This is a genomic window from Boseongicola aestuarii (genome assembly GCF_900184815.1).
GTDB lineage: Bacteria > Pseudomonadota > Alphaproteobacteria > Rhodobacterales > Rhodobacteraceae > Boseongicola > Boseongicola aestuarii.
Window position 1 is genome coordinate 33088 of sequence record NZ_FXXQ01000011.1, and the last position, 26261, is coordinate 59348.

22 protein-coding genes are annotated in these 26261 nt (G+C 58.5%); 13 read left to right on the top strand and 9 right to left on the bottom strand.

The window, feature by feature from the left end; genetic code table 11:
• Together BOA8489_RS15015 and BOA8489_RS15020 are read left to right on the top strand one after the other, a co-directional pair.
• Positions 1-822: an ABC transporter permease gene (locus BOA8489_RS15015; protein WP_093975124.1), complete on the top strand. Its 822-nt coding sequence runs from the start codon at positions 1-3 to the stop codon at positions 820-822.
• The gene (locus BOA8489_RS15020) at positions 819-1469 is read left to right on the top strand and encodes a hypothetical protein (protein ID WP_093975125.1); all 651 of its coding nucleotides are present in this window, start codon (positions 819-821) and stop codon (positions 1467-1469) included. Before BOA8489_RS15015 ends, BOA8489_RS15020 begins: the two co-directional genes overlap by 4 nt.
• Here the strand turns inward: BOA8489_RS15020 and BOA8489_RS15025 are convergent.
• Positions 1447-2076 carry an alpha-ketoglutarate-dependent dioxygenase AlkB gene (locus tag BOA8489_RS15025; protein WP_093975126.1) on the bottom strand — a complete coding sequence of 210 codons (630 nt, stop codon included), beginning with the start codon at positions 2074-2076 and terminating at the stop codon, positions 1447-1449. The two genes, BOA8489_RS15020 and BOA8489_RS15025, sit on opposite strands and share 23 nt — an antisense overlap.
• Before the next feature lie 186 nt (positions 2077-2262).
• On the opposite strand from BOA8489_RS15025, the gene dnaK reads away from it, so the two are divergent.
• The 3 genes from dnaK to radC all read left to right on the top strand — a co-directional run bounded on the left by dnaK (position 2263) and on the right by radC (position 6416).
• The gene (gene dnaK / locus BOA8489_RS15030) at positions 2263-4173 is read left to right on the top strand and encodes a molecular chaperone DnaK (RefSeq protein ID WP_093975127.1); all 1911 of its coding nucleotides are present in this window, start codon (positions 2263-2265) and stop codon (positions 4171-4173) included.
• A 78-nt stretch (positions 4174-4251) separates the two neighbouring features.
• Positions 4252-5400: a molecular chaperone DnaJ gene (dnaJ, locus tag BOA8489_RS15035; protein WP_093975128.1), complete on the top strand. Its 1149-nt coding sequence runs from the start codon at positions 4252-4254 to the stop codon at positions 5398-5400.
• Positions 5401-5660: 260 nt separating this feature from the next.
• Positions 5661-6416 carry a RadC family protein gene (gene radC, locus BOA8489_RS15040; RefSeq protein ID WP_176440327.1) on the top strand — a complete coding sequence of 252 codons (756 nt, stop codon included), beginning with the start codon at positions 5661-5663 and terminating at the stop codon, positions 6414-6416.
• Here radC and BOA8489_RS15045 read toward each other — a convergent pair.
• Positions 6413-7378, bottom strand: coding sequence for a hypothetical protein (locus tag BOA8489_RS15045; RefSeq protein ID WP_093975129.1), 966 nt, complete (start codon positions 7376-7378; stop codon positions 6413-6415). The two genes, radC and BOA8489_RS15045, sit on opposite strands and share 4 nt — an antisense overlap.
• Positions 7379-7534: 156 nt before the next feature.
• Complete coding sequence (gene secA, locus BOA8489_RS15050; protein ID WP_093975130.1) at positions 7535-10234, bottom strand: preprotein translocase subunit SecA; 2700 nt, start codon at positions 10232-10234, stop codon at positions 7535-7537.
• A 177-nt stretch (positions 10235-10411) separates the two neighbouring features.
• Here secA and BOA8489_RS15055 point away from each other — a divergent pair, with 177 nt between their 5' ends.
• From BOA8489_RS15055 to mutT, 3 genes are read left to right on the top strand one after another with little or no spacing between them, the layout of a single operon-like run.
• Positions 10412-11260: a peptidylprolyl isomerase gene (locus BOA8489_RS15055; protein ID WP_093975131.1), complete on the top strand. Its 849-nt coding sequence runs from the start codon at positions 10412-10414 to the stop codon at positions 11258-11260.
• A 3-nt stretch (positions 11261-11263) separates the two neighbouring features.
• Positions 11264-12493, top strand: a complete 1230-nt coding sequence (gene argJ, locus BOA8489_RS15060; RefSeq protein WP_093975132.1) for a bifunctional glutamate N-acetyltransferase/amino-acid acetyltransferase ArgJ — start codon at positions 11264-11266, stop codon at positions 12491-12493.
• Complete coding sequence (gene mutT / locus BOA8489_RS15065) at positions 12490-12888, top strand: 8-oxo-dGTP diphosphatase MutT (RefSeq protein WP_093975133.1); 399 nt, start codon at positions 12490-12492, stop codon at positions 12886-12888. Before argJ ends, mutT begins: the two co-directional genes overlap by 4 nt.
• Before the next feature lie 332 nt (positions 12889-13220).
• Here mutT and BOA8489_RS20520 read toward each other — a convergent pair whose 3' ends face one another.
• Positions 13221-13370, bottom strand: coding sequence for a hypothetical protein (locus tag BOA8489_RS20520; RefSeq protein WP_176440328.1), 150 nt, complete (start codon positions 13368-13370; stop codon positions 13221-13223).
• A 147-nt stretch (positions 13371-13517) separates the two neighbouring features.
• On the opposite strand from BOA8489_RS20520, the gene BOA8489_RS20840 reads away from it, so the two are divergent.
• Positions 13518-14552, top strand: coding sequence for an alpha/beta fold hydrolase (locus BOA8489_RS20840; protein ID WP_281256204.1), 1035 nt, complete (start codon positions 13518-13520; stop codon positions 14550-14552).
• Positions 14553-14604: 52 nt separating this feature from the next.
• On the opposite strand, the gene infB is transcribed toward BOA8489_RS20840, so the two are convergent.
• From infB to BOA8489_RS15100, 5 genes are all read right to left on the bottom strand, one after another.
• Positions 14605-17097, bottom strand: a complete 2493-nt coding sequence (gene infB / locus BOA8489_RS15080) for a translation initiation factor IF-2 (RefSeq protein WP_093975136.1) — start codon at positions 17095-17097, stop codon at positions 14605-14607.
• 5 nt (positions 17098-17102) lie between these two features.
• Entirely contained in the window at positions 17103-17726 is a 624-nt protein-coding gene (locus BOA8489_RS15085) for an RNA-binding protein (RefSeq protein WP_093975137.1), read from the bottom strand.
• A gap of 22 nt (positions 17727-17748) precedes the next feature.
• Positions 17749-19374, bottom strand: coding sequence for a transcription termination factor NusA (gene nusA / locus BOA8489_RS15090; protein WP_093975138.1), 1626 nt, complete (start codon positions 19372-19374; stop codon positions 17749-17751).
• Positions 19375-19376: 2 nt separating this feature from the next.
• Positions 19377-19964 carry a ribosome maturation factor RimP gene (rimP, locus tag BOA8489_RS15095; protein ID WP_093975139.1) on the bottom strand — a complete coding sequence of 196 codons (588 nt, stop codon included), beginning with the start codon at positions 19962-19964 and terminating at the stop codon, positions 19377-19379.
• A gap of 216 nt (positions 19965-20180) precedes the next feature.
• The gene (locus tag BOA8489_RS15100; protein WP_093975140.1) at positions 20181-21095 is read right to left on the bottom strand and encodes an aldo/keto reductase; all 915 of its coding nucleotides are present in this window, start codon (positions 21093-21095) and stop codon (positions 20181-20183) included.
• A gap of 153 nt (positions 21096-21248) precedes the next feature.
• Between BOA8489_RS15100 and BOA8489_RS15105 the strand changes: the two genes are divergently transcribed.
• From BOA8489_RS15105 to BOA8489_RS15120, 4 genes are all read left to right on the top strand, one after another.
• Positions 21249-22124, top strand: a complete 876-nt coding sequence (locus tag BOA8489_RS15105; protein ID WP_093975141.1) for an AraC family transcriptional regulator — start codon at positions 21249-21251, stop codon at positions 22122-22124.
• Between the two features lie 55 nt (positions 22125-22179).
• Positions 22180-24066 (top strand): alpha-amylase family protein, encoded by a 1887-nt coding sequence (locus BOA8489_RS15110; RefSeq protein ID WP_093975142.1) that lies wholly within the window; start codon positions 22180-22182, stop codon positions 24064-24066.
• A 19-nt stretch (positions 24067-24085) separates the two neighbouring features.
• On the top strand, positions 24086-24940 hold the full coding sequence (locus tag BOA8489_RS15115; protein ID WP_176440329.1) for a class I SAM-dependent methyltransferase: 855 nt from the start codon (positions 24086-24088) through the stop codon (positions 24938-24940).
• A gap of 131 nt (positions 24941-25071) precedes the next feature.
• Positions 25072-26034, top strand: coding sequence for an acetyl-CoA carboxylase carboxyltransferase subunit alpha (locus BOA8489_RS15120; protein ID WP_093975144.1), 963 nt, complete (start codon positions 25072-25074; stop codon positions 26032-26034).
• The last annotated feature ends 227 nt before the right edge of the window (positions 26035-26261 follow it).

Consider the following 26261-nt stretch of genomic DNA (forward strand, 5'->3'; position numbering starts at 1 on the left):
ATGTTTCAGGCAGAAGGCAGATCATCAACTGTGCAGGGTGCGGCGACGCTTCTTGTGCTGGTCTACCATAATTCCGTGCGTTCGATCCGCAAATCCCACCGAAACGCGGCCATCGCGATCCTGTTCAACATTCTGCAAAAGCTGGTCATGGTTCTGGCTTTCTTCCTTCTGCTCGATATTCTCGGGCTGAGGCGACTGGCCATCCGGGGCGACTTCCTGCTTTACGTCATGTCCGGCATTTTCGTCTTTGTTGCCCACGTCAAGTCGGTCGGAGCGGTCATGGGGTCAGAAGGCCCGACGTCGCCGATGATGCAGCATCGCCCGATGAATCAGGTCATTGCGGTATGTGCGGCGGCGCTGGGCGCGCTTTACATTCAGGCCGTATCGATGATCGCAATCCTGCTGGTCTATCATCTGGTCTGGACGCCAATCGAGATTTTCCAGCCCTTTGGCGCCGCCATGATGCTGTTGCTGTCGTGGTTCTCTGGCTGTTCCGTGGGCATGGTGTTGCTGGCGTTGAAACCCTGGTTCCCGAAAACGACGGCCATCTTCATGCAGATCTACTCGCGCGCGAATATGTTTGCGTCAGGCAAGATGTTTGTGGCCAACACGTTGCCCGCGCATATGGTTGCCCTGTTCGACTGGAATCCGCTGTTCCATATCATTGATCAGGGGCGCGGTTATATTTTCGTGAACTACAACCCGATGAAATCTTCGCTGATGTATCCGTTCTGGGTATCCTTGGCCCTGCTTGCGATCGGGATCATCGGGGTCTTCTACACATCACGTCACGCGTCGCTCAGTTGGGATGCCGCGCGGTGATCCGCGTCTTTTGCATACTTCTGGCGCTGGTCTCTCCTGCGGCGGCCTCGCAACATTCCTGGCCCGCGCTTCATGATGTGATCGGTGTCGACGAGGGCGACGTCCTGAACCTGCGCGCCGCGCCGGATATCACAGCCGAGGTGCTGGACACGCTGTCCGCCGATGCCTCGGATATCGAAGTCATCCGCCCGAATGAGGACCTGACCTGGGGTCTTGTCAATGTGGGCGAGCGCACGGGCTGGGTGTCACTGACGTACTTAGCACAGCAAGCCAGACAGCCTGCTTCCGCCTTCGTCGACATAACACAATGCTTTGGCACCGAGCCGTTCTGGTCGCTCAGTTACAAACAGCCCGCGATACGCCTGTCGATGCCGGATGTGCCGCCCGCCGAGGGTTTTATTTCGGGACTTTTCAAATCCCGGTCACAATCGGACCGATACTTCTATCGTGGCAGCATGATGACGCCCGATGCGGGACCGATCGAGGTCGATTTGTCCATCCGGCTGCGCGCTTGCAGCGACGGCAGGTCGGACCGGGCCTATGGGATTGAGGTCGATATGCTGGTCACGGACAACAATACCGAAGACGGCTTTCGCCAGCCCGGACTGTTCTCGGGCTGCTGCACTATTGCGCCACCCGCAGAGTGACGTTGATACGCCCGCCCTCGGGTAACACTTCGCCCTCTCCGAATTTGATACGGTCGATCCCGTGAAAGGCCAGCCGCGCTTCGCCCGCTAGGACCGCCACATCCCCGGAGTTGAGCCAGCGGCTTTTGGTCGGATCCTTCCGCGAATGCCCGCCAACGCGAAACAACCCCGGATCGCCGAGCGAAATTGACACCACAGGCCAGCGCGGATCGGCCTCGTCCTTGTCCTGATGCAGACCCATCTTCGCTCCCTCGCCGTAGAAATTCACAAGACAGCTGTCAGGGTCGCGATCCACACCGGATACCGCGCGCCAGACGGCAAGAACCGACGCGGGAATATCCGGCCAGGCGCCTCCATCTGCGTGGCACGGCGCATAGCGATAACCCGCCTTGTCCGTGACCCAGCCTACTTCGCCGGCGGCGGTCATCCGTACACTCATCTTTTGACCACCCGGCGTTTCATATTGCCGAAGCGGCGCCGCCCGCGCCACATCACGCAACTCTGCCAACATCGCCGACTGCGCCGCGTCGTCCAGCCACCCAGACCAGATCGTCACTCCGTTCAGATCGACTGGCGCGTCCGGTTCCGTGTCAAACAGATCAACCATTGAAAAAGATTCCTATAATTGGACCAAAACCCCCGCCACCACGGCTTGCAGGCCCATATTCACCTCCCTATATACCCCACGAAGCCGTGATGAACCGTTTGGGGGAGTCACATTCCTTGGGATGGGACCTGAGGTGCCATAATGGGCCCGGGCCCCAACAATCGCCAGAGTTAGAGGATTTAGAGCATGGGTAAAGTCATCGGTATTGACCTTGGTACCACCAACAGCTGCGTCGCCATCATGGACGGCAGCCAGCCAAGGGTCATCGAGAACGCAGAAGGCGCACGCACGACACCGTCGATCGTGGCTTTCAAAGACGACGAACGCCTCGTCGGTCAGCCTGCCAAACGCCAGGCCGTCACCAACCCTGAAAACACCGTATTCGCGGTGAAGCGCCTGATCGGCCGCCGGGTGGATGATGATGCGGTTACAAAAGACAAGGCAATCGTCCCTTACGACATCGTCGATGGCGGCAATGGAGACGCATGGGTCAAAGCCGGTGAGAAGAAGTATTCTCCTTCACAGATTTCGGCCTTTATCCTTGGCAAAATGAAAGAGACCGCCGAGAGCTATCTTGGCGAAGAAGTCACGCAAGCCGTTATCACGGTTCCTGCGTATTTCAACGACGCCCAGCGTCAGGCCACCAAGGACGCCGGCAAGATCGCCGGTCTGGAAGTGCTGCGGATCATCAACGAGCCGACAGCCGCCGCACTTGCCTATGGTCTCGACAAGAAAGAAACGAAAACCATCGCGGTCTATGACCTTGGTGGCGGTACGTTCGACATTACCATTCTTGAGATTGACGACGGTCTGTTCGAAGTGAAATCTACCAACGGCGACACGTTCCTCGGCGGTGAAGACTTCGACATGCGCATCGTCAATTACCTCGCCGACGAGTTCAAAAAGGAACACGGCGCGGATCTGAAGAAAGACAAGATGGCGCTGCAGCGTCTCAAGGAAGCTGCTGAAAAAGCGAAAATCGAGTTGTCTTCGTCCAGCCAGACCGAGATCAACCAGCCGTTCATTTCGATGGACAAGGAATCGGGCCAGCCGTTGCACATGGTTATGAAGCTGACCCGCGCCAAGCTGGAAAGCCTGGTGTCTGACCTGATCAAGAACTCGATCAAGCCATGTCAGGCGGCTTTGAAAGACGCTGGCCTCTCGACCTCCGACATTGACGAGATTGTTCTCGTCGGTGGTATGACCCGTATGCCGCGCGTCGTCGAAGAAGTGACCAAGTTCTTCGGAAAAGAGCCGCACAAGGGTGTGAACCCGGACGAAGTGGTTGCCTTGGGTGCTGCCATTCAGGCCGGCGTTCTGCAGGGTGATGTGAAAGACGTCGTTCTTCTGGACGTGACACCGCTTTCGCTTGGAATCGAAACGCTCGGTGGCGTGTTCACACGCCTGATCGACCGCAACACGACGATCCCGACGAAGAAGTCGCAGATCTTCTCGACCGCGGAAGATAACCAGAACGCCGTGACGCTGCGCGTGTTCCAGGGCGAGCGCGAAATGGCCTCCGACAACAAATTGCTGGGCCAATTCAACCTTGAGGACATCCCGCCAGCACCACGCGGCATGCCACAGATCGAAGTGACCTTTGACATCGACGCCAACGGCATCGTTGAGGTGACCGCAAAAGACAAGGGCACCGGTAAAGAGCACAAGATCACGATCCAGGCATCCGGTGGTCTTTCGGACGAGGATATCGAAAAGATGGTCAAGGACGCCGAGGCGAACGCCGAAGCCGACAAGGGCCGCAAGGATCTCGTCGAAGCCAAGAACGCGGCAGAAAGCCTCATCCACTCGACCGAAAAGGCGATGGAAGAGCACAAAGACAAGGTCGACCCAACCACGATCGAAGCGATCGAGCTGGCGATTGCCAACCTGACCGAACAGATGGAAACCGAAGATGCGGGCAAAATCCGCGGCGGCATCCAGAACGTGACCGAAGCGGCAATGAAGCTGGGCGAAGCGATCTACAAGGCGCAACAGGAAGAGTCCGGTGAGGGCGAACCTGAAGAAGAAATGCGCGGCGTAGATGACGACATTGTTGATGCCGACTTCGAAGATCTCGACAACGACAAGCGCGCTTAAACGGCGACGCGTCTGACGCGAAAAAGGCCGGCCTGACATGTTCGGGCCGGTCCTCGCGTTCCAAGGGGACGACACCAGATGGCAAAGCGCGATTATTACGAGGTGCTCGGGGTCTCGAAGGGCGCGTCGGCGGACGAAATCAAGAAGGGCTATCGTCAGAAGGCGAAAGAGCTTCATCCTGATCGCAACTCCGGCAATCCAAACGCTGAAACCCAGTTCAAGGAAGCGAACGAAGCCTATGAGGTTCTAAAGGACGCCGACAAGAAGGCGGCCTACGATCGCTTTGGTCATGCCGCTTTCGAAGGCGGCATGGGCGGCGGGCGACCCGGCGGTTTTGGTGGCGGCGGACAGGGAGATTTCGCCTCCGCATTCTCGGATGTCTTCGACGATCTGTTCGGCGATATGATGGGCGGACGTCGTGGCGGCGGTGGCAATCGCGCGGTGCGAGGCTCGGACTTGCGCTATAACTTGCGGATTTCATTGGAAGAAGCCTTCTCCGGCCTGCAAAAAACAGTTCAGGTTCCAACGGCAGTAGGATGCGACGTCTGCAGTGGAACCGGCGCTCAAGGCGGTGCCGAACCCACATCCTGCCCAACCTGCTCCGGCATGGGAAAGGTGCGGGCGCAACAGGGTTTCTTCACAGTAGAACGTACCTGCCCGACCTGCTCGGGCATGGGCCAGATCATCCAGAATCCCTGCAAGAACTGCGGCGGCGCAGGCCGTGTTGAAAAGGGCCGCTCGCTTTCGGTCAACATCCCCGCTGGCGTCGAAACCGGCACCCGCATCCGCCTTGCTGGCGAAGGCGAAGCGGGCCTGCGCGGCGGCCCGACGGGTGATCTCTACATCTTCATAGAGGTCACTGAACATAACCTGTTCCAACGAGACGGCGCTCAGCTTTACTGCCGCGTACCTGTGTCCATGACCATCGCGGCCATGGGTGGCGATATCGAAGTGCCAACCATCGACGGTGGTCGCAGCCGCGTCAAAGTCCCCGCAGGCAGCCAGTCAGGCCGACAAATGCGCCTGCGCTCCAAGGGTATGCCAGCGCTGCGCGGCGGTCCGGCTGGTGATATGCTGATCGAATTGGCGGTCGAAACACCGGTCAATCTGACATCAAAGCAAAAAGACCTCCTGAAAGAATTCGAAAAGCTGTCCGAGGAAAACAACCCCGAGACGTCCGGCTTCTTCAAAAAGGTCAAAACGTTCTGGGACAGCATGAAGGGTTGAACCTGCCCACCGGTAAAGCCCGGCGCGCTTTGTATGAAATGCAGCGCCCTTCCCTAATTCCGGGCCACGTGGGCACGATCCCTCCAAACCAACCTGAACACTCGCGTTAACGGTAACAGACGTTAAGGTTAACGCCCCCCTTCTTCTGTTTCAAAGTATCCTGGGGGAGCGCACAGCGCGGGGGCAAAGCCCCTATGAAATCGTTGAAATCCGAACCGCCATTAACGTGATCTTCACCGCAAACCGGTCAGCCTCATCCCATGGCCGAACCATCTCTCAATGACCCCCCGCTTCCGCTCTTCGAAGGGCAGGAACTTATCGTGACCGGCGCGAAGGGACAGATGCCCTCCTATATCGCGAACCACCGAAAGCGTCTGCGCGACCGCTTCACAAAGGCCGGGACGAACGCCTTGCCCGACTATGAATTACTTGAACTTGTCCTTTTCCGTTCCCTTCCGCGTTGCGATGTCAAACCCGTGGCCAACCGACTGCTTCAGACCTTCGGCGATTTCAATCGCGTCCTGTCGGTGTCAACTTCGCGCCTCACCGACGTCCGCGGCGTCGGCGCAGCCGTTGCCAGCGACCTCAAACTGATCGAAGCGGCGGCCCACCGCATGGCACAGTCCCGCATCCTGCAATTGCCGGTTTTGTCCTCATGGGATGCCCTTCTGGACTATTGCCGCACAGCCATGGCACACCTTGAAACCGAGCAGTTCCGCGTGCTTTTCCTGAACCGCAAGAACGTCCTGATCGCGGACGAGGCGCAGGCAAGGGGTACAGTCGATCACGTCCCTGTCTATCCGCGCGAGGTCATCAAGCGCGCCCTGGAACTCAATGCCTCGGCGCTGATCCTGATCCACAATCACCCCTCCGGCGACCCAACTCCCTCGCAGAGCGATCGTGAAATGACGACACAAATCGAAAGCGCGGCGCGGGCGCTTGGACTTACCGTTCACGACCACCTGATTATCGGGAAGTCCGCCGAATTCTCGTTTAAAAGTGCGGGCTATCTTTAGCGCGCGGCCAGCCGAACATCATTGAACAACATGGTCAGCGACACAATATCCCCAAGGTTATCACAGCTTGGCATCGTCAATCGCACCTCGCGCGAACTGAGCCCTCCCAGCGGATCGCTCTGAAGCGCCAAAACATCTGCAATCCGACCGCAAGTCTGCGACGTTACCTCGGCTTCGGCCAAAAGGCGAACTGAAGTGGCGCTAATTGGAAAGGTATACACCTCGGCCATCGCTCCTGAGCCGTCGCCAAGCTGCGTCATGAATCCCGTCGTGCTGCCGAGATCGGCAAATCCGTGTTTGGCCGCGTGAATATGGCCCTCTGCGCCGAAGTCTGCGTCACCGACAAAGGCATGAAGTCCAAGCACTTTTGAACCGCCCCAGACAAGCGCGCCGCGCGTCAGCCGTCCCGCTTCCGGCACCGATACTGAAACGCTTTCGCTCAAACCGTCGGGAAACCGAACCGCGACAACTGGTGTCGCCGTCAACGCAGGAAGATCAACGGACAGACGACCGTCTTCATCAAGAGCCCAGTCCACCACCATACCGGCTTGCGCCACGGTAACGACCTCTCCACCCGAACAGGGTGCCGCGATCTCCAGCCAGATCAGTCCGGCGTCCCCGGCAATCGCGTCGACTTCGATGCGACAAGGCGCGCCAAGGGGCCGCGCGGAGGCGTCCTCCTGGGGCGGTTCGGGAAGAGGCGGGTCATCGGTGATGCGATCACTCGGAGCGAACTCAGGCGTCTTGAAAGGCGTGAGGGTTGCGGCGGGCGGAACCGGAAGACCCGGAGCTTGCGAAGCGCGGCGCAAATCGCGCTCAACCTCCTTCGCGCCGCTGCGCACGGCAACATGCATGTCCCGCGCCAGCACATTCTGCATGATATGCCCTGCAGAAAACGCCAAGAGCATAACCGACACAATCAAGATGACGCGCCGCCGGGTTGCGGTGTTCAAAACGCTCAAGTCTGCCTCCGTTTCAGTGCACGTAAACGCACCGGGCCAGTCGTTTGTGCCAGCCATCCGTTGAGAAAACCTTACCCCAAATCAAACAGCGCCGCGCATCATTCGACACGCGGCGCTGAATTTATCAACAGTTTGAAGCGATTACGCCACAGGCTTTCAGAGCGAGCCGTGGCAGTGTTTGAACTTCTTTCCTGATCCACACGGGCAACTGTCATTGCGCCCCGGATTGCCCCAACTCGTCGGATCATCCGCGACAAAGCCGGCGTCAATCGCCTCTTGCGTCGGCGCAGGCAAGACCGGCTCGGCAACTGCTGGCGCGGCAGCCGCCCTTTGTTGGGCAAGCATCTGCTGCATCATAGCCTGCTGCTCTTCTTCCGACATGGGACGGATCTGCGCAAGTTTCTCGGTAACTTCCCCGCGCAGGCCATCCAGAAGACCTTCGAACAACTGGAACGCCTCGGTCTTGTATTCGTTCAGCGGGTCGCGCTGCGCGTAGGACCGGAAGCCCACAACCGACCGCAGATGCTCAAGCGTCAGAAGATGCTCGCGCCATTTGGCGTCCATGGTCTGCAAAAGGATCTGCTTTTCAATCGAGCGCATATTGGACGCGCCGAATTGCTCGCCTTTTTCTTTCATGAAGGCCGCGGCAGCTTCGTAGAGTCGATCGCGGATTTCCTCGTCATCCACGCCCTCTTCATTGCCCCAGTCAACCACCGGCACCGAAATGCCCAGTCTTTCCAGCAAAACCGCAGCCAGACCTTCTGTATCCCACTGATCCGCATAGGATTTCGGAGGAATATAGGTGTCGACCAGATCGTCGATGACCTGATCCCGCATGTCTTGAACGATCTCTTCAAGCTCATCGGCTTCCATGATCTCGCGCCGCTGACCAAAGATGACCTTTCGCTGGTCGTTCATCACATCGTCGAACTTCAGCAGTTGCTTGCGAATGTCGAAGTTGCGCCCTTCGACCTTTGCCTGCGCACGCTCAAGCGATTTGTTCACCCACGGATGCTTGATCGCCTCGCCTTCGTTCATGCCCAGCGTGGACAAGACCTTGTCCAGACGCTCGGAGCCGAAAATCCGCATCAGGTCGTCTTCAAGGCTCAGGAAGAATGACGACCGGCCCGGATCACCCTGACGACCGGAGCGACCACGCAACTGGTTGTCGATCCGACGGCTTTCGTGGCGTTCGGTTGCAAGTACATAAAGACCTCCCGCCGCGATGACTTTCGCCTTGTTGTCCGCCACCTCGTCTTCAATCCGTGCGCGCAGCGCCTCGGGATCAGCCTCGGGGTCTTCCGCCAAAGCCTGAAGCACGCGCATTTCGACGTTACCGCCAAGCTGAATGTCCGTGCCGCGACCAGCCATGTTGGTCGCAATCGTCACCGCGCCAAGCTTGCCGGCGTCTGCAACAATCTGCGCTTCCTTCTCGTGCTGGCGGGCGTTTAGAACGTTGTGAGGGATACCCTCTTTTTCCAAAAGCTGCGCCAGAAACTCGGAACGCTCAATCGAGGTCGTGCCGACCAGAACCGGCTGCCCGGTTTCGTTGGCGGCCTTTATCTCTTTCACGATACCGTCGAATTTTTCCTGAGCGGTGCGATAAATCTGGTCGTCTTCGTCGACGCGCGCGACCGGACGGTTCGTGGGAATTTCCACTACCCCCAGCCCATAGATCTCGGCAAATTCGTCCGCTTCCGTCGACGCCGTGCCGGTCATTCCAGCCAGCTTGTCGTAAAGGCGGAAATAGTTCTGGAAGGTCACCGATGCCAGAGTGACGTTCTCGGGCTGAATGCTGACGCCTTCTTTCGCCTCAATCGCCTGATGCAGACCATCGGACAGGCGGCGGCCCGTCATCATGCGTCCCGTGAATTCATCAATCAGCACAATCGAGTTGTCGCGGACGATGTAGTCCTTGTCCTTGGTGAACAGCTTGTGCGCCCGAAGGCCCTGATTGACGTGATGCACGATCGTTGTCGATTCCGGGTCGTAAAGCGACTGTTCCGCTGGAAGCAAGCCCGTCTCGTGCAGGCGTTGTTCCAGAAACTCGTTGCCCTCATCCGTGTAGGTTACGTTGCGGGTCTTTTCATCCAGCGTGAAATGCTCTTCGGCAATCTCGGGGATCAGTTTGTTGATCGTGACGTAAAGCTCGGAGCGATCCTGGGCCGGACCCGAAATGATCAGTGGTGTCCGCGCTTCGTCGATCAGGATCGAGTCGACTTCGTCCACAATCGCGAAGTAATGCCCGCGCTGCGCCATATCGATCAGGTTCGACTTCATGTTGTCGCGCAGGTAATCGAAACCAAGCTCGTTGTTCGTGGCGTATGTAATATCGGCTTTATACGCCTCTTTCTTTTCGTCCTCGGGCTGCTGCGGATACACCGCACCCGTCGTCATACCCAAGGCCGCAAAGACCTTGCCCATCCACGCGGCGTCACGTCGAACCAGATAATCGTTCACCGTCACGATGTGGACAGCGCCACCCGTCAGGGCATTCAGATAGGCCGGGAAGGTGGCCACAAGGGTCTTGCCCTCACCCGTCTTCATCTCGGCGATATTACCGCGGTGCATGAAGATGCCGCCGATAAGCTGCACATCAAAGGCGCGCAGCCCCAAGGCCCGTTTTGCCGCCTCGCGACAGTTCGCGAAGGCCTCGGGAAGGATGTGCTCAAGGCTCTCGCCCTCGGCCACACGCTTTTTGAATTCTTCCGTCTTGGCGATCAGCCCAGCGTCATCAAGCGCGGCAAAGTCCGGCTCCAGCGCGTTGATCTTGTCGACGATCGGCCCAGTGGCCCTTACCTGTCGATCGTTTGCGGTCCCAAAGACCTTTTTCGTAATCGTTCCGAATCCAAGCATCTGCCAACCTTAACGTGCGTGTCTGACGAGAACGTGTGAGGAGTTCCGCTTGCCCGTAACTCTGGCCCGCCATAGAAGGGCAAAACGAAACCGCTCACCCGAGTTCAACGGGATGTAAGCGCGCGGTTTCACACTGTCAACGTCGCCTACCGCTGCGGCACCGAGAGAGGGTAAATAATGGCTTTTAAACAGACGTTTTCTGCAGCTTGTGTTGCGCTTTTCGCGCTATCTACGCCAATCCACGCTGAGGGTCACGCATCCGCCGATACGGTTGTGGCGACGGTGAATGGTGTGGATATCACACTGGCGCACATGATCGTGTTGAAACAGCGCCTGCCCGCTCAGTATCAGTCACTACCGGCGGACGTGCTCTTCAACGGCATTCTGGATCAACTGGTGCAGCAAACTGTTCTGGGTCAATCGGGCGACGGCCTGTCCCCCGGATCGCAAGCCACGCTGGAAAACGAGGAGCGTGCCTTGCGCGCTTCCGAGCTGATCCAGGGCATCACCGACGAGGCGATCACGGACGAAGCTCTTCAGGCGGCCTATGAGGAAACCTATGCTGAGATCGATGCCGAAACCGAGTACAACGCCTCGCACATCCTCGTCGAAACCGAAGAAGAGGCTTTGGCCATCATCGAGGAAATCGCGGCAGGTGCAGAATTCGCTCTGGTGGCGCAGGAAAAATCAACCGGACCTTCCGGCCCGAACGGCGGCCAGCTTGGCTGGTTCGGTACCGGCGCAATGGTCGCTCCGTTTGAAGAAGCGGTCGTCGCGATGGAGGCAGGCACAGTGTCCGCGCCTGTCCAGACGCAGTTCGGCTGGCATGTCATCCGCCTGAACGAAACCCGCGTGACCGAAGCCCCGCCACTTGAAGCCGTGCGCGGTGATCTGATCGCTCAGTTGCGCCAGGTGGCCGTGGAAGCCCGCGTCGCTGAATTGACCGAAGGCGCCGATATCACGCGCATCACAATCGAAGAGATCGATCCGGCACTGCTCGACGATCTTTCCCTGCTGGAGAAATAAACCATGGCTGGCCCCTTGCCTGTCTCCCCTTTGGCACCAAAGGGCGGTTTCCCCGACCTTCCGGTGATCGACGGCGTCCGCTTTGCGACAATCGCGGCGGGTGTCAAATATCAGGGTCGCACTGACGTCATGCTGGCCGAACTATCGCCGGGCACGACAATTGCGGGAACTTTCACGCGCTCGAAAACACGGGCTGCGCCCGTGCTGGACTGTCAGGAAAAGCTGGGCGGGCCGTCCGACGGTGCTGCGGCTATCCTCGTGAACTCGGGTAACTCCAACGCATTCACCGGCATAAAGGGTGTGGAGGCCGTGCAAGCGCTGACGGCAACGGTGGCGTCAACAATCAACGTTCCGGCAGCGCGCGTCTTTACCTCGTCGACCGGCGTCATCGGTCAGCCCTTGCCCTACGAGCGGATCACACGCGTCATCTCTGATCTTGGCAACTCACTGAAAGCCGACGGCATCGCAGACGCGGCCAAAGCGATCATGACAACCGACACCTTTCCAAAGGGCGCGGCGCAGACCGTCGAAATCGACGGCAAGACAGTCTCTATCGCGGGGATTGCAAAGGGTTCCGGCATGATCGCCCCCGATATGGCGACGATGCTGGTCTATATCTTCACGGACGCAAAAGTCGGTTTTGACGATCTTCAGCCTCTGGTGTCTGGCCTGTGCAACGGCACGTTCAACTGCATTACGGTAGACAGCGATACGTCCACGTCGGACACGCTTCTTGTTGCTGCAACCGGCGCGTCAGGTGTGGACGTTGCGGGCAATGGCCGCTTTGCGGCCGCCCTTTTCGACGTCATGAACGATCTTGCCAAACAGGTCGTTCGCGACGGCGAGGGCGCAACGAAGTTCGTGACCGTTTCGGTAAATGGCGCGACCTCGGACGCGGACGCGAAACAAGTCGCGATGGCCATCGCCAATTCGCCACTTGTCAAAACCGCGATTGCCGGAGAGGACGCAAACTGGGGTCGCGTTGTCATGGCCGTCGGAAAATCCGGCGCAGAGGCCGACCGCGACCGCTTGTCGATCTGGTTCGGAAAAGTCGAAGTCGCCCGGAATGGTCAGGTTGCTGACGGTTATGACGAGGCTGCGGCCACCGAGCATATGAAAGGCGACGAAGTGTACATTGGCGTCGATCTTGGTATCGGCGAAGGCAAGTCGACCGTCTACACTTGCGACCTCACCGCACAATATATCGCCATCAACGCAGACTATCGGTCGTGAAATCAGTGCTCGTCTCTGCGGTCGCACTTGTCGACCCTGACGGGCGCGTTCTCATCGCCCAACGCCCGGAGGGCAAGTCCATGGCCGGCCTCTGGGAGTTTCCCGGTGGAAAGGTCGAACCCGGCGAAACGCCGGAAGCAGCCCTGATTCGAGAACTTCGAGAAGAACTTGGGATCGACACATGGGCCAGTTGCCTCGCGCCGTTGACCTTCGCAAGTCATTCCTACGACGATTTTCACCTCCTCATGCCGCTCTTTGCGTGTCGCAAATGGCAAGGCACGCCAGTGGCGCAGGAAGGCCAGACACTAAGGTGGGTATTCGCCCGTGATCTGCGCGAATACCCGATGCCCCCCGCCGATATTCCGCTGATCCCAATTCTGCGCGACTGGCTATAGGCGATCGTATCGTGAGCATTTGCGCACTTTGTGCGCACAATAACTTGTATCAATTGTAACAGTTTCGTGTAATTTTATCTCACCGATGGCGGGGGCGACGGTGTGATTAGAACGATCCTTCTGGGAAGTTGCGTGTTTGTGCAGGGGCGCTTTGTCCACGCGCTCTCGGACGGACGTATTGCTATCAAAGTGGGCCAACGACTTTTTTACGGACGCCCGGTCTGACCCCTCATCCGAAGCGGTAAGCTCACGGAAACCTGTGCGAACCTACAGGTTAAGGCAAAGGCGCGTCGTCAAGGAGACGGCGCGCCTTTTGCTTTTTCTGGCACTTCCTACAGCCAAATACGCGCTGAATAGAGCTTTGAGCGATCTTTTCGGTTTTGCGCTCCCGCACGCCCCTGCTGTCGGGCGATTTCCTGTTCGCGGGCCCGTCGATCGGTTGCGCCGTTCATTCCGGCAAAGACAAAATGGCTGAGTTTCATGGCGTCGGTTCCTTTTGCTTGTCATTTTCATCTGGTTGGTAAGACTGAGAATGACCGTCCGGCTTCTCTGGTGATATCGGACAGATGTCCCAAGTCAGGTGCTGGCGTGCAGAAAGTGATAGGACAGATGACCCGACGTGCCGGAAAATGACGCCCGTTCGCTTCATCGAAACGCACGATGGGCTGTCGCTTGCGTGGTCCCGAACCGGAAAGGGGCCGCCTTTGGTGAAAGCGGCAGCTTGGTTGACGCACCTTGAGTACGATGCCGAAAGCCCGGTCTGGTCTCACTGGGTGCGCTTTCTTGAAGGCCATTTCGACTATCTGAGATACGATGAACGCGGTTGCGGACTGTCGGACCGCAAGACCGGGGCGCTGAACCTGACGTCGTGGACGAATGACCTTGAACGGGTCATAGATGCCGCCAAAATACCAAAGCCCTTCGCGCTTCTGGCAATGTCCCAAGGCACCGGCGCTGCTGTTGAATATGCGGCCAGACATCCTGAAGACGTATCGCATCTGATCCTCTGTGGCGGGTATGCGCGCGGGGTCAATCACCGCAACAACCCCGAAGCCGCGAAGTTCTATGCGGCGATCATCGACGTGTTCCGTATGGGCTGGGATTCGTCAAACCCGACCTTTCGCGAGGTTTTTACCAAGCGGTTCATCCCCGATGGAAACCCGGAGAAAGTCCAATGGTTCAATGATCTTTGCGGCCGCGCCACGTCTCCCGAGATCGGAGCCGAATTGCTTGCTGCACGAGGTGACATGGATGCAACCGCAGCCCTGAGAAACGTTGAATGCCCGACTCTGGTCATTCACGCCAAGGGCGACAACATTGCACCGCTGGAAGAAGCGCGCTTTCTGGCCCGCTCAATTCCGTCCGCTGAACTTGTCGTGCTGCCGTCCAACAATCACATCCTTCAGGAACAAGAGCCGGCCTGGGAGGCATTTTGCACGCAGATTCTCGCGTTCGTTGGAGCATCCGCGCCCGAGACCTCGAACCCGCTCACACCCCGCGAGCGTCAGGTTCTGGACGGGATTTGCGCCGCGAAGAGCAACAAGGAAATCGCACGCGATCTTGGGGTGAGCGACAAGACGGTGCGCAACCAGATCACTGGCATTTTCGCCAAACTCGGTGTCAGCACGCGCCAGGAAGCCATTCTGAAAATGCAGCGTCCCTGAAACGAAAAAAGCCCCGCTGGATAGCGGGGCTTTTTCCAAACTGTGACGCCGTTTACTTCAGCGAACGCTCGACCTCTTCGCGCTCGAAGATCTCGATCACGTCATCGGGGCGGATATCTTCGTAGTTCTCGAACGCCATACCGCATTCCTGACCGGACTGAACCTCGGGCACTTCGTCCTTGAAGCGCTTGAGGGTCTTCAGCGTCCCTTCGTGGATCACAACATCGTCGCGCAGAAGACGCACACCCGCCGAACGACGCGCAACACCTTCAGTCACAAGACAACCGGCAACCTTGCCAACATTAGAGACCTTGAAGACCTCTTTGATCTTTGCGTAGCCGATGAACTTTTCGCGGACCTCGGCGGACAACAGACCCGATGCGGCCGCTTTGACGTCGTCCACAAGGTCGTAGATCACGCTGTAATAGCGGATTTCAACGCCCTTCTGGTTGGCCGAATTCCGCGCCGGAGCATTGGCACGCACGTTGAAGCCGATCACAGGCGCACCGCTGGCTTCCGCCAGACCGATGTCGCTTTCGGTGATCGCGCCAACGCCGGAATGAAGAACGCGGACACGCACTTCGTCGTTGCCGATTTTCTCCATCGCCTGCACGATCGCTTCCGCGGAACCCTGCACGTCGGCTTTGACCAGAATTGGCAACTCGCTGACGTCTTCGTTCGCCTTGGCGTTGGCCATCAGCTGATCCAGCGTGACCGCCGCACCTGCTGCTGCGCGTTTGTCCTTGGCGGCTTTCTCGCGGTACTCCGCGATTTCGCGCGCCTGCGCTTCCGTTTCAACAACGTTCAACACGTCGCCTGCTTCCGGCGTGCCGTTCAGACCCAGCACCTCGACAGGCACGGATGGTCCAGCCTCTTTCACACGCTCGCCATGGTCGTTTTCCATCGCGCGCACACGGCCCCACTGCTCGCCCACGACGAAGATATCGCCCTGACGAAGCGTGCCGTTCTGCACAAGAACCGTCGCGACAGGACCGCGACCTACATCAAGTTGGGCTTCGATTACCGCACCGGTCGCGGCGCGATTCGGGTTGGCCTTCAGTTCCAGAATCTCCGACTGAAGCGCAATCGCCTCAAGCAGATCGTCCAGACCCGTGCCGTTGATCGCAGACACTTCGACGTCCTGCACATCGCCCGACATTTTCTCGACGATCACTTCGTGCTGAAGCAGATCGGTCCGCACCTTGTCAGGGTTGGCATCCGGACGGTCGATCTTGTTGATCGCCACGATCATCGGCACTTTGGCCGCTTTCGCATGGTTGATCGCTTCGATCGTCTGCGGCATCACCGCATCGTCGGCTGCCACAACCAGAACAACAATGTCCGTCACTTGCGCACCACGCGCCCGCATTGACGTGAATGCCGCATGGCCCGGAGTATCGAGGAACGTCAGTTTATTGCCGCCCTGTTCGACCTGATACGCACCGATGTGCTGCGTGATACCGCCAGCCTCACCTGCCACAACCTTTGCGTTGCGGATCGCGTCCAGAAGCGATGTCTTGCCGTGGTCAACGTGACCCATAACGGTGATTACAGGAGGACGATCCTGAAGATCCTCTTCCTTGTCTTTGACCGTCTCGATGACCTGCTCGACATCCGAGTCAGAGACGCGCTGCACCTTGTGACCGAATTCCTCGATAATCAGCTCGGCTGTATCGGCGTCAATCGTCTGGTTCTGAGTCGCCATGATACCACTGGTCATCAGCGATTTCACCACGTCGGCCACACGCTCGGACATGCGGTTTGCAAGTTCACCAACGGTAATCGCCTCGGGCAATTGCACCGTACGCATGACCTTTTCACGCTCGACAGTCCCGCCCATCGCCTTTTGACGGGCGCGTTCCTGTTTGCGCTTCATGGCGGCCATGGACTTCTGACGTCCACCTTCACCACCGGTCAAAGCCTGGTTCAGCGTCAGCTTGCCGCCACGACGACCACCGTCATCGCGCGTTGGCTTCGCCTTGCGGGTTTCGCGATCATCGCCGCGGTCGCGACGCGGTGCCGCTGCCGGTTTGGTCGCATTGCTGCGAGGGGCAGCGTCAGGTGTAGGCTCGGACGGAACCGCAGGCGCATCGGCGCGCGCTTTGGCTTCGGCCGCTTCCCGCGCAAGGCGCTCGTCTTCCTCGGCCTTGGCCTTGGCACGCTCTTCGCGTTCGCGCTCTTCCTGTTCCTTGGCTTCGGCTTCGGCCCGGCGGCGATCACGGTCTTCCGCGCGCGCCTTTTCGTCGGCTTCGCGCGCCTCCGCTTCTTCCGCTTCAACAGCTTTGGCCGCGGCCAAAGCCTTCATACGACGCTCGAGTTCGGCGTCGGAAATGCCTGCTGGACGCTTGGATGGGTCCGACGCAGGCGAAGACGCCCCGCCTGCACCACCAGCCGATTTCGCCGCGCCGGGCTTAGGAACCACGACACGCTTACGTTTGGTCTCAACCACGACGCTCTTGGTCCGGCCATGGCTAAAGCTTTGCTTTACCTGTCCTGGACGGCTGCCGCGCAGCCCCAGAGTCTTTTTGCCGTCATTATCGCTCATATGGTCTACTTTACCTTTCCGGTAGCAACGCCACCGTCCACTTCGCGAACGCCAGATAGCCGGATGGCGTCCTCTCTGATCCGTTCAGTGAGTCCGCCAAAACCGAGCGCCGCATGTATCACACGTTCGCGCCCAAAGGACAAACCCAATTCTGAGGCTGTTAACACCTCGAAATAACTACCCCTTCCGCCCGGGGCATGGAGCTTTGACTTGCCTCTTTCCGACCCGTCAGAGGCCTGAAAAAGGATGCGCGCTTCTTCCTTGCCAAGCCAGTCACGCACCTTTTCGTAACCGGCAATCGCGCGCCCCGCTTTGCGTGCCATCGACACGCCGTCAATCAACCGACGCACCAACAAGGCTTCCACATCGGCCACCAGCGTTTCAGGCACTGTGACCGCCTGTTTTGCCGCCCGCGCGAACAAGCCCTTCTTCACCGCCGTCTCAAGCGCGGCACGATCCGCCGCGACCCAGATGCCGCGCCCCGGAAGTTTCTCCAGCACATCCGGCACGACAAAGCCGTCCGGAGACACCGCAAATCGGATCAGCCCACGCTTGGGCTGCGCCTCGCCCGTGGCGATGCAGCGACGTTCAGGATCGTCGCGCGTCTTGTCCTTGCCACCGCGTGACATGGGCACCAACCGAGGCCTGAGATCAGGCCCCGACCTCCTGCTCTTCACCGTCTTCACCATCTGCGGCGTCGTCGGTTGCAAGATCCGCAGGATCGACCCAGCCAAGCTGGATACGTGCGGTCATGACCAGTGTCTGCGCTTCCTCTAGCGAAACGTCGAATTTCTCGAGAACGCCGTCGTCCTTGACGCGCTCGCCGTTGACCGTAGTCCAGCCGCCAGCCAGCTCCCAGTCTGCGCAAGTTGCAAAGTCTTCCAGCGTTTTCACATCGTCTTGTGCAAGCGCCTCAACCATTTGGGGTGTCAGACCCTCGAAATCAATGAGGCTGTCCTCGGCGCCCAATTCGCGGGCATGTTCAAGCGCCTTCTTGTTCTCGGCTTCCAGATAATCGCGCGCACGGGCCTGAAGCTCGCTTGCGGTATCTTCGTCCACGCCGTCGATGACCAGAAGCTCTTCTGCCTCGACGTAGGCGACTTCTTCAAGATTGGTAAAGCCTTCGGACACCAGAAGCTGCGCGAAGAATTCGTCCAGATCCAGCGTATCCATGAACAGCTTAGTGCGCAGCTCGAACTCGGCCTGACGACGCGCTGATTCTTCTTCTTCCGTCATGATGTCGATGTCGAGATGGGTCAACTGAGACGCCAGACGCACGTTCTGACCGCGACGACCGATCGCAAGGCTCAACTGTTCTTCCGGTACGACGACTTCGATCTTGCCGGCTTCTTCGTCCAGAACAACCTTGGACACCTCAGCAGGCTGCAACGCATTCACAAGGAACGTCGGTGCATCTTCATTCCACGGAATGATGTCGATCTTTTCGCCCTGAAGTTCGTTCACAACGGCCTGCACGCGCGAACCACGCATACCAACGCAGGCACCAACCGGGTCAATCGAGCTGTCATAGGAAATCACAGCGATCTTCGCGCGACTGCCGGGATCGCGGGCCACGGCCTTGATTTCGATGATACCGTCGTAGATCTCAGGCACTTCCATCTTGAACAGCTCGGCCATGAATTCCGGTGCGGTCCGTGACAGGAAGATTTGCGGCCCACGGGCTTCGCGACGCACTTCCTTGATGTAGCAGCGAATACGGTCGTTCGGACGATAGCTTTCGCGACCGATCTTTTCGTTGCGGCGCAGAACAGCTTCGCCCCGGCCCACGTCGACGATAACGTTGCCATATTCTTCGCGTTTGACCTGCCCGTTGATGATCGTGCCTGCGCGGTCCTTGAATTCTTCGTACTGACGATCCCGCTCGGCTTCACGGACTTTCTGCAAGATCACCTGCTTGGCCGACTGCGCCGCGATCCGGCCCATTTCAACCGGCGGAACTTCGTCCACAATCGTGTCACCGATCTTGGGATCATCCAGATATTGCTTGGCCTGCTCGACGGTCAGTTGCGCCTGATAGTTCTCAAGCTCTTCCTCTTCCGGATCAATCACGGTGCGCACGCGCGTGAACGTCGCCTTGCCAGTCTTGCGGTCAATCGACACGCGGATGTCCATCTCGGCGCCGTAACGCGACTTCGCGGCACGGGCGAGGCTTTCTTCCATCGCTTCGATCACAAGACCGGGGTCGATCATCTTCTCGCGCGCGACCGCCTCGGCCGTTTGCAGAAGTTCAAGCTGGTTTGCGGAAGTGATTGCCATTCTCAGGTCTCCTCGTCGCCATCAATGATGGTCTGTATTTCGTCGAATTGTTTTTCGTCCACGTCGCCCGCGTCTTTCCGGGCCCGCAAAACATCGCGGATCAGGTCGTCGGTCAGCACCAGTTTGGCATCCGACAACCACTCGTATTTCAGCCCGATCGTCGTCGGTTCACCATGAACTTCGATCTCGATCAGAACGTCACCGTCTTCCGTGCCCTGAAGCACACCCTTGAAGCGGCGGCGACCGTCGATCATTTCGGTCGTTTCGATCTTCACTTCGTACCCGTCCCAGGCATCGAAATCCTTAAGACGCGTCAATGGTCGGTCGATACCGGGCGAGGACACCTCAAGCGTGTATGCGTCCTCAAGCGGATCCTCGACATCGAGAGTCGCACTCACTGCCGTCGAAATCTTGGCGCAGTCATCAACCTCAATCCCGCCTTCGGGCTTGTCGGCCATGATCTGCAGCGTCTTCGTCTCTCCGCCCATCAGGCGCACGCGGACCAGTTCGAACCCCATGTCTTCAATGACTGGGGTAATGATCTCGGCCATCCGGCGATCCATCGAGGTTTTGGCGATCAGTTCAGACATCTATCTTTCGGTCGTAAGCATTGAGCACAAAAAAACGGGCGCGCGGCCCGTGAAAATTTCCGGTGGAGCGTCGGGGGTGGAAGCCGAAGCGCCGCTGTTGAGGAGGCATATACGCCCGAGGTCCCGGTTCCGCAAGGGGAAACCGATGTTATCGGCGCTAAAGCCGCCCGGCGCGCCGATACTGCCCTCCGTCAGAACGGGGGCTCACCCCCATGGTCAATCTACCTCACTGGGATCGCCCGTAGCCCACGCAATGCTAAGTCCTCGATCCATCTCAAGCATCGTCGCCATGTCGTCCGCATCAATCTCGAACGAAAACAAATCGAGGTTCTGCGCCATGCGGGTGGCGTTCAAACTCTTCGGTAAAACCGCATAGCCATTCTGAACACCCCAGCGAAGCAACAGCTGCGCTTCGCTGACACCATATTTTTGCGCCATCACCTGAAATGGCGCATCTACGCCACCCACCTTCATTTCATCCGATTTTGCGCTGTCCTGACCCGGCGCGCTTCGCCAAGTCGAAAGCGGCGCAAGGCTTGAATAGGCTATTGGCTGGATTCCCAAAGCACGCATTTTGCCAATCAGGTCCGTCTTTTGTGACCACGGATGGAGTTCAACCTGATTTGCATCCGGCATGGGCAAACCAGCGGCTTCGATCTCGTCCAAATGGTCCGAATTGAAATTGCTTACTCCAGCGGCGCGCGCACGTCCCTGCGCTTTCAATTCAAGAAGCGCCTCCCACTCCGCAATACGATGCGCGCCGCCATAGGGCGCGTGGATAAGGTACAAATCGACGTAGTCGAACCCGAGCGTCTCAAGGCTGTTCTCGAAAGCGGCGAGTGTGGCTGGACCGTCTGCCGGCTCCTGCCCCCAGGCGGGATTGCCGGGCCACAGCTTGGTCGTCACGAAAATGTCTTCGCGCCGCAAACCCTTAGCTTCGATACCGGCTCTAACGCCTTTTCCGACACCTTCTTCATTCTGGTACCCCTGCGCGGTGTCGATATGCCGGTATCCCGTCTCTATTGCGGCCTTCACAGCCTCCGGGGTCTGGTCGTTGGTGATAAGATAAGTCCCAAAACCGACGGCAGGCATCGTTGTCGTGGCGTTCAGTGTAAAGTCTGAGGTTGTCATCTTGCGCACCCTGTCTCCAAGTTTCGATTTCATAACCTCAAACTAGACGCGACAGGCGTACCACGCCTGCCAATTCATCCAAGAGTTCTGCCTGTTTCTCCGGACGCTCGGATTTTTGAGTGCGCTGGATGGGATCAGGAGTTAGTGTAGACTATGGAAATCAAAGATCTCATAGCCCCCGCAGAAAGGCACGCAACCCGTTTTTCCAAGGAAAATAGCGCATTGCCTGGGTGTTTCGTCTTTCGGAGAGAGATGCCAAGCGATTTTGAAGCCGTCGTCTATGATCCCGTTATCTGCCTGATCTTACAGCGCGGCAAAACTTTGAACGCCGGTGGCACTACCGTGTCCATGACTGCGGGCGACGCCCTGCTGGTCAGCCACGACATGCCGGTATCGTCTCGCATCACCAAGGCGTCACGGGTAAGCCCATACCTGGCACTGATACTGTCTCTCGATATTTCGATCCCACGCAGCCTCTACGAGCTTGTTGGCGTGCAGGACACCAGATCATCGGTTCCCGCTTTGTCGCTATTTCGCGCCAGTCAGGATCTGGTGGACCCCATGAGCCGCTATCTGGCACTTGCCGACGATTCATTGGCTGCCGAAGTGCTTGGGCCATCGGTTCTTCGCGAAATTCACTTCCGCCTTCTGATCTCTCCTGCGGGCGGCATGTTGCGCAATCTCCTGTCTGTTGGCAGTCACGCCAGCCGCATCGCAAAGGCCATTCGTGCAATCCGCGAGGACTTCCGCGCGCCACTTTCAATATCTCACCTCGCAAGCCTCGCCGGGATGAGCACCTCTTCATTTCACGAGCATTTCAAAGCCGTCACGGGAACGTCGCCACTGCAGTACCAAAAGGACCTGCGGATGATTGAAGCCCGCCGACTACTTGCGGAAGGCCGGGTTTCGGTATCCAGCGCCAGTTTCGAAGTTGGCTATGAAAGCGCGACGCAGTTCAGCCGGGAGTTCTCACGAAAATTCGGCACACCGCCAAGCCGAATCGCCGAGATCGCGTTGCGCACATTTTGATTTAAGTCCGGGCATATCCAAACTAGAACGGGCGTCCTCAACTTTGGCCGCATCCATGACCTTTTCAACCCACGATCAAAACCTGTTCAAACTGCGCCTTGAACGCTCGCGCCGCGATCTTTTCGACATGCTCGAAGCGCTTTATGGCCGTCACCCAAGCTATTCGGACGTCCGAGCACGGCTTGAAGCCGCCATGCTCGAAGCCTGGGAGGATCGCCCGGACGACCTGAAATGGCTCGACATGAAGCGCGACCTTGAGCCCGACTGGTTTCAACGCCCCGACATGGTTGGCTATGTCTTTTACATTGACCAGTTTGCCGGTGATCTGAACGGAGTCCTTGGCAAACTCGACTATCTCGAGGAAATGGGCGTCACATACGTTCACCTCATGCCCTGCCTGAAACCGCGCCCCGGCGACAGCGATGGCGGTTATTCCGTCATGGATTACCGTCAGATCAACCCGAAATACGGAACAATGGAAGACTTCGAACGCGTCGCCGCCGCCCTGCGCGCGCGCGGCATGTCGCTCTGCATCGACCTTGTTCTGAACCATACCGCCCGCGAACACGCATGGGCCGAAGCCGCGCGCAAAGGCGACACCGACAAGCAGGCCTATTTCCACATCTTCGAAGACCGCGCCCTGCCGGACCAATACGAAAAAACCCTGACCGAAGTCTTCCCCGAACACGCCCCCGGCAATTACACCTTCGACGACACGCTACAGAAATGGGTCTGGACCACGTTCAACACCCACCAATGGGACTTGAACTGGGCCAACCCCGAAGTCTTCCTCGAGATCGCCGAAGTCATGCTCTACCTCGCCAACAAGGGTGTCGATGTACTGCGACTGGATGCAGTGGCCTTCATGTGGAAACGCATGGGCACGCGATGCCAGTCCGAGCCCGAAGTCCACATGATCTTGCAAGCGCTGCGTGCCGTCTGCCGCATTGCCTGCCCGGCGGTCATCCACCTTGAAGAGGCCATAGTCGGCCCCGAGGAAATGCTACCCTACCTCGGTCGTGGCGCTCATGACGGAAAAGAGGGTAACCTCGCCTATCACAACTCACTTATGGTGCAGTTCTGGTCCGCTCTGGCGACCCGCGATACGTCTCTTATGACACATGTTCTGCGCACGCATTTTCCGACACTACTGCGCAATGCCACTTACGCTACGTACATTCGTTGCCACGACGATATCGGCTGGGCGATCACCGACCAAGACGCCGCCGAAGTTGGCGCAACAGGCCACGGCCACCGCGCATTCCTGCGTGATTTCTATACCGGGGATTTCCCCGGCAGCTTCGCGCGCGGCACGCTCTTCGGGGTTAACGAACAAACCGGTGACAGTCGCATTTGCGGCAGTTTCGCCTCGCTCACAGGTCTCGAAACGGCCCTCGAAAGCGGCGACAAGATCGCCATCCAACGCAGCGTTGATCGCATACTCCTGGGCCATGCTTTGATTGCCTCCTTCGGAGGTATACCGCTGATCTACATGGGTGACGAAATCGCCATGCTGAACGATTCCGGCTATCTTAAGGATCCGGAAAAGGCGCACGACAGCCGTTGGATCCACCGCCCAAAGATGGACTGGAACCGAGTATCCTCAGCGAAAGCGGACGGCAGTGAAACCGCAGAAGCACTTGTGTTTCAGGGCACGCGCACCATCATGAGCCGCCGCAAGGCAACTCCGGAACTTCACACAGGCCACCCGACCCACATCATTGATACACCGGAACCCGGCCTCTTTGCCCTGACCCACGAAGCTCCGACCGGCGCCCTCCTTTGCCTTTTCAACTTTACCGAAAACTGGACCTCAGTGCCCGGCGAATGGGCCTTGACCCACGGTGTGCGCGACCTGCACGACGCTCTCTCCGACAACCCCGTAGCACTGAAGAACGGAAATATAGCGCTCGCCCCTTATGCGCGTGTATGGTTGCGATAGCCAATTCGGAGCAGGCCTCATGACAGACACCGGCAATGCAAGCGAACGTGACTTCTGGTCCGGACCCTCTGGCCAAAGCTGGGTAACCTCGCAGGAGGAAATGGATACACAGCTCGCCGAAGTGGCGGACCTTGTGATGCGTCATGCTGAACCGCGGAAAGGTGAGCGAATTCTGGATATCGGGTCGGGCGCCGGTGCTTTGTCTCTGATGGCCGCAGAGGCCGTTGGCCCGACCGGCCACGTGCTGGCCACGGACATCTCGAAACCTCTTCTGGACTGTGCCAACAAGCGCGGTCGCGACCTGCCGCAGTTTCAAACGCTCCTTGCGGACGCCCAGATCACCGACTGGCCTGATATGGACTACGATTTGGCGATCTCACGCTTTGGCGTCATGTTTTTCGCCGATCCCCCTGCGGCCTTTGCCAATATCGCCCGCGCCCTGAAACCCGGTGGCCGCATCGCGTTCGCTGCATGGGCGCCGCCCAGTGACAATCCATTCTGGAAAATCCCGACACAGCATGCCGTCGCCCACCTCGGTCAACCCCCGAAAATCGAACTCAACACACCCGGTCCAATGGGTCTCGCTGACGTCGACCTGGCTTGCGGGCGTCTCGCCAAAGGCGGCCTGATCGATGTCGCCTGTCGCGTTGAAACCGTTCAGCTGCGGCATCCAAAAGGCGCCCGCGCCTTCGCGAACCTTTGTTGTCGCATCAGTGCCGCCAAGCGGGCAATTTCCCACTTTGAAGCCGACAGCGCCGCTCAGAAGGCGATCGAAGACGCTATCGCGGCAGATTTCGTCCAGTTTGAACAGCCCGACGGCGGCTGCGCCATCCCCGCCTCTATCAACCTGCTGACAGCCAGGAAGCCACACTGACGGCTTCAATGAGCCCGAAGATCTCTGGGAAGACTCCAACAGAGAACCGAGCCGCGCCCCATAAATCCTTGCGCGACACGACAGCGAAGGCCATATAGTCCAAAATCACAAAGGTCAGGAAAGGCCGGGGCATGCAGAGCTACCTCGAATTCGAAAAACCTCTCGCCGAGATTGAAGGCAAGGCCGAAGAGCTGCGCGCGATGGGCCGCGCCAACAAAGAGATGGACGTCGAAAAAGAAGCCAAAGCCCTTGATAAAAAGGCAGAACAGCTTCTGAAGGACCTCTACAAGGACCTCTCTCCCTGGCGCAAATGCCAAGTCGCACGGCACCCGAACCGACCGCATTGCAAAGACTACATCGAGGCTCTCTTCACCGAATACACGCCGCTCGCGGGGGACCGCAACTTTGCCGACGACCACTCGGTCATGGGTGGTCTGGCGCGGCTCGACGGACGACCCGTGATGGTGATCGGCCACGAAAAGGGCAACGACACGAACTCGCGGATTGAGCGTAATTTCGGCATGGCCCGTCCCGAAGGCTATCGCAAGGCCATCCGCCTCATGGATCTGGCCGACCGCTTCAATGTGCCGGTCGTCACGCTTGTCGACACACCCGGCGCCTACCCCGGCAAAGGCGCCGAAGAACGCGGCCAATCCGAGGCCATCGCGCGCTCGACCGAAAAATGCCTGCAGCTTGGTGTCCCGCTGGTTAGTGTCATCATCGGCGAAGGCGGCTCCGGCGGGGCCGTCGCTTTTGCAACTGCGAACCGCGTCGCGATGCTGGAACACTCGGTTTACTCGGTGATTTCACCCGAAGGCTGCGCCTCGATCCTCTGGAAGGACGCTGAAAAAATGCGCGAGGCCGCCGAAGCGCTGCGCCTCACAGCGCAGGATCTGCACAAGCTTGGTGTCATCGACCGTATCATCGCCGAACCCATGGGCGGCGCCCAGCGCGGTGCCTCGGCGGCGATCAAGGCGGTAGGCGAGTGTATCGACGATATGATCACCAAGCTTGCAAGCCTGTCGCGCGATGAAGTCCGCCGCGAGCGCCGCAAGAAATTCCTCAACATCGGATCAAAGGGCCTGGCCGCCTAGACGAAACCTTCGCGATTCGCTGGTTTCCTGCCTGACACCTGCACCTGTCAGGTCGCTGGCATCATTCCGGGTATAGTAAAATCGCATCGAAGATCTCGTATTAAACCCGCTGTCCAGGAGTATTGCGCCTAAATACTGAGGCTTAGTTCACTTCTGGATTTGCCCGATAACAGAATTAAAGCCGACCAACCCCTTTTCGCGAGTCTGAATGACAACCCCAAGCGGTC

Excerpts from the sequence above, each read along its gene's own strand:
- BOA8489_RS15015 (WP_093975124.1), top strand. The coding sequence starts at position 1 with ATGTTTCAGGCAGAAGGCAGATCATCAACTGTGCAGGGTGCGGCGACG.
- BOA8489_RS15025 (WP_093975126.1), bottom strand. The coding sequence starts at position 2,076 with ATGGTTGATCTGTTTGACACGGAACCGGACGCGCCAGTCGATCTGAAC.
- dnaK (WP_093975127.1), top strand. The coding sequence starts at position 2,263 with ATGGGTAAAGTCATCGGTATTGACCTTGGTACCACCAACAGCTGCGTC.
- dnaJ (WP_093975128.1), top strand. The coding sequence starts at position 4,252 with ATGGCAAAGCGCGATTATTACGAGGTGCTCGGGGTCTCGAAGGGCGCG.
- radC (WP_176440327.1), top strand. The coding sequence starts at position 5,661 with ATGGCCGAACCATCTCTCAATGACCCCCCGCTTCCGCTCTTCGAAGGG.
- secA (WP_093975130.1), bottom strand. The coding sequence starts at position 10,234 with ATGCTTGGATTCGGAACGATTACGAAAAAGGTCTTTGGGACCGCAAAC.
- BOA8489_RS15055 (WP_093975131.1), top strand. The coding sequence starts at position 10,412 with ATGGCTTTTAAACAGACGTTTTCTGCAGCTTGTGTTGCGCTTTTCGCG.
- argJ (WP_093975132.1), top strand. The coding sequence starts at position 11,264 with ATGGCTGGCCCCTTGCCTGTCTCCCCTTTGGCACCAAAGGGCGGTTTC.
- BOA8489_RS20520 (WP_176440328.1), bottom strand. The coding sequence starts at position 13,370 with ATGAAACTCAGCCATTTTGTCTTTGCCGGAATGAACGGCGCAACCGAT.
- BOA8489_RS20840 (WP_281256204.1), top strand. The coding sequence starts at position 13,518 with ATGACGCCCGTTCGCTTCATCGAAACGCACGATGGGCTGTCGCTTGCG.
- infB (WP_093975136.1), bottom strand. The coding sequence starts at position 17,097 with ATGAGCGATAATGACGGCAAAAAGACTCTGGGGCTGCGCGGCAGCCGT.
- BOA8489_RS15085 (WP_093975137.1), bottom strand. The coding sequence starts at position 17,726 with ATGTCACGCGGTGGCAAGGACAAGACGCGCGACGATCCTGAACGTCGC.
- nusA (WP_093975138.1), bottom strand. The coding sequence starts at position 19,374 with ATGGCAATCACTTCCGCAAACCAGCTTGAACTTCTGCAAACGGCCGAG.
- rimP (WP_093975139.1), bottom strand. The coding sequence starts at position 19,964 with ATGTCTGAACTGATCGCCAAAACCTCGATGGATCGCCGGATGGCCGAG.
- BOA8489_RS15100 (WP_093975140.1), bottom strand. The coding sequence starts at position 21,095 with ATGACAACCTCAGACTTTACACTGAACGCCACGACAACGATGCCTGCC.
- BOA8489_RS15105 (WP_093975141.1), top strand. The coding sequence starts at position 21,249 with ATGGAAATCAAAGATCTCATAGCCCCCGCAGAAAGGCACGCAACCCGT.
- BOA8489_RS15110 (WP_093975142.1), top strand. The coding sequence starts at position 22,180 with ATGACCTTTTCAACCCACGATCAAAACCTGTTCAAACTGCGCCTTGAA.
- BOA8489_RS15115 (WP_176440329.1), top strand. The coding sequence starts at position 24,086 with ATGACAGACACCGGCAATGCAAGCGAACGTGACTTCTGGTCCGGACCC.
- BOA8489_RS15120 (WP_093975144.1), top strand. The coding sequence starts at position 25,072 with ATGCAGAGCTACCTCGAATTCGAAAAACCTCTCGCCGAGATTGAAGGC.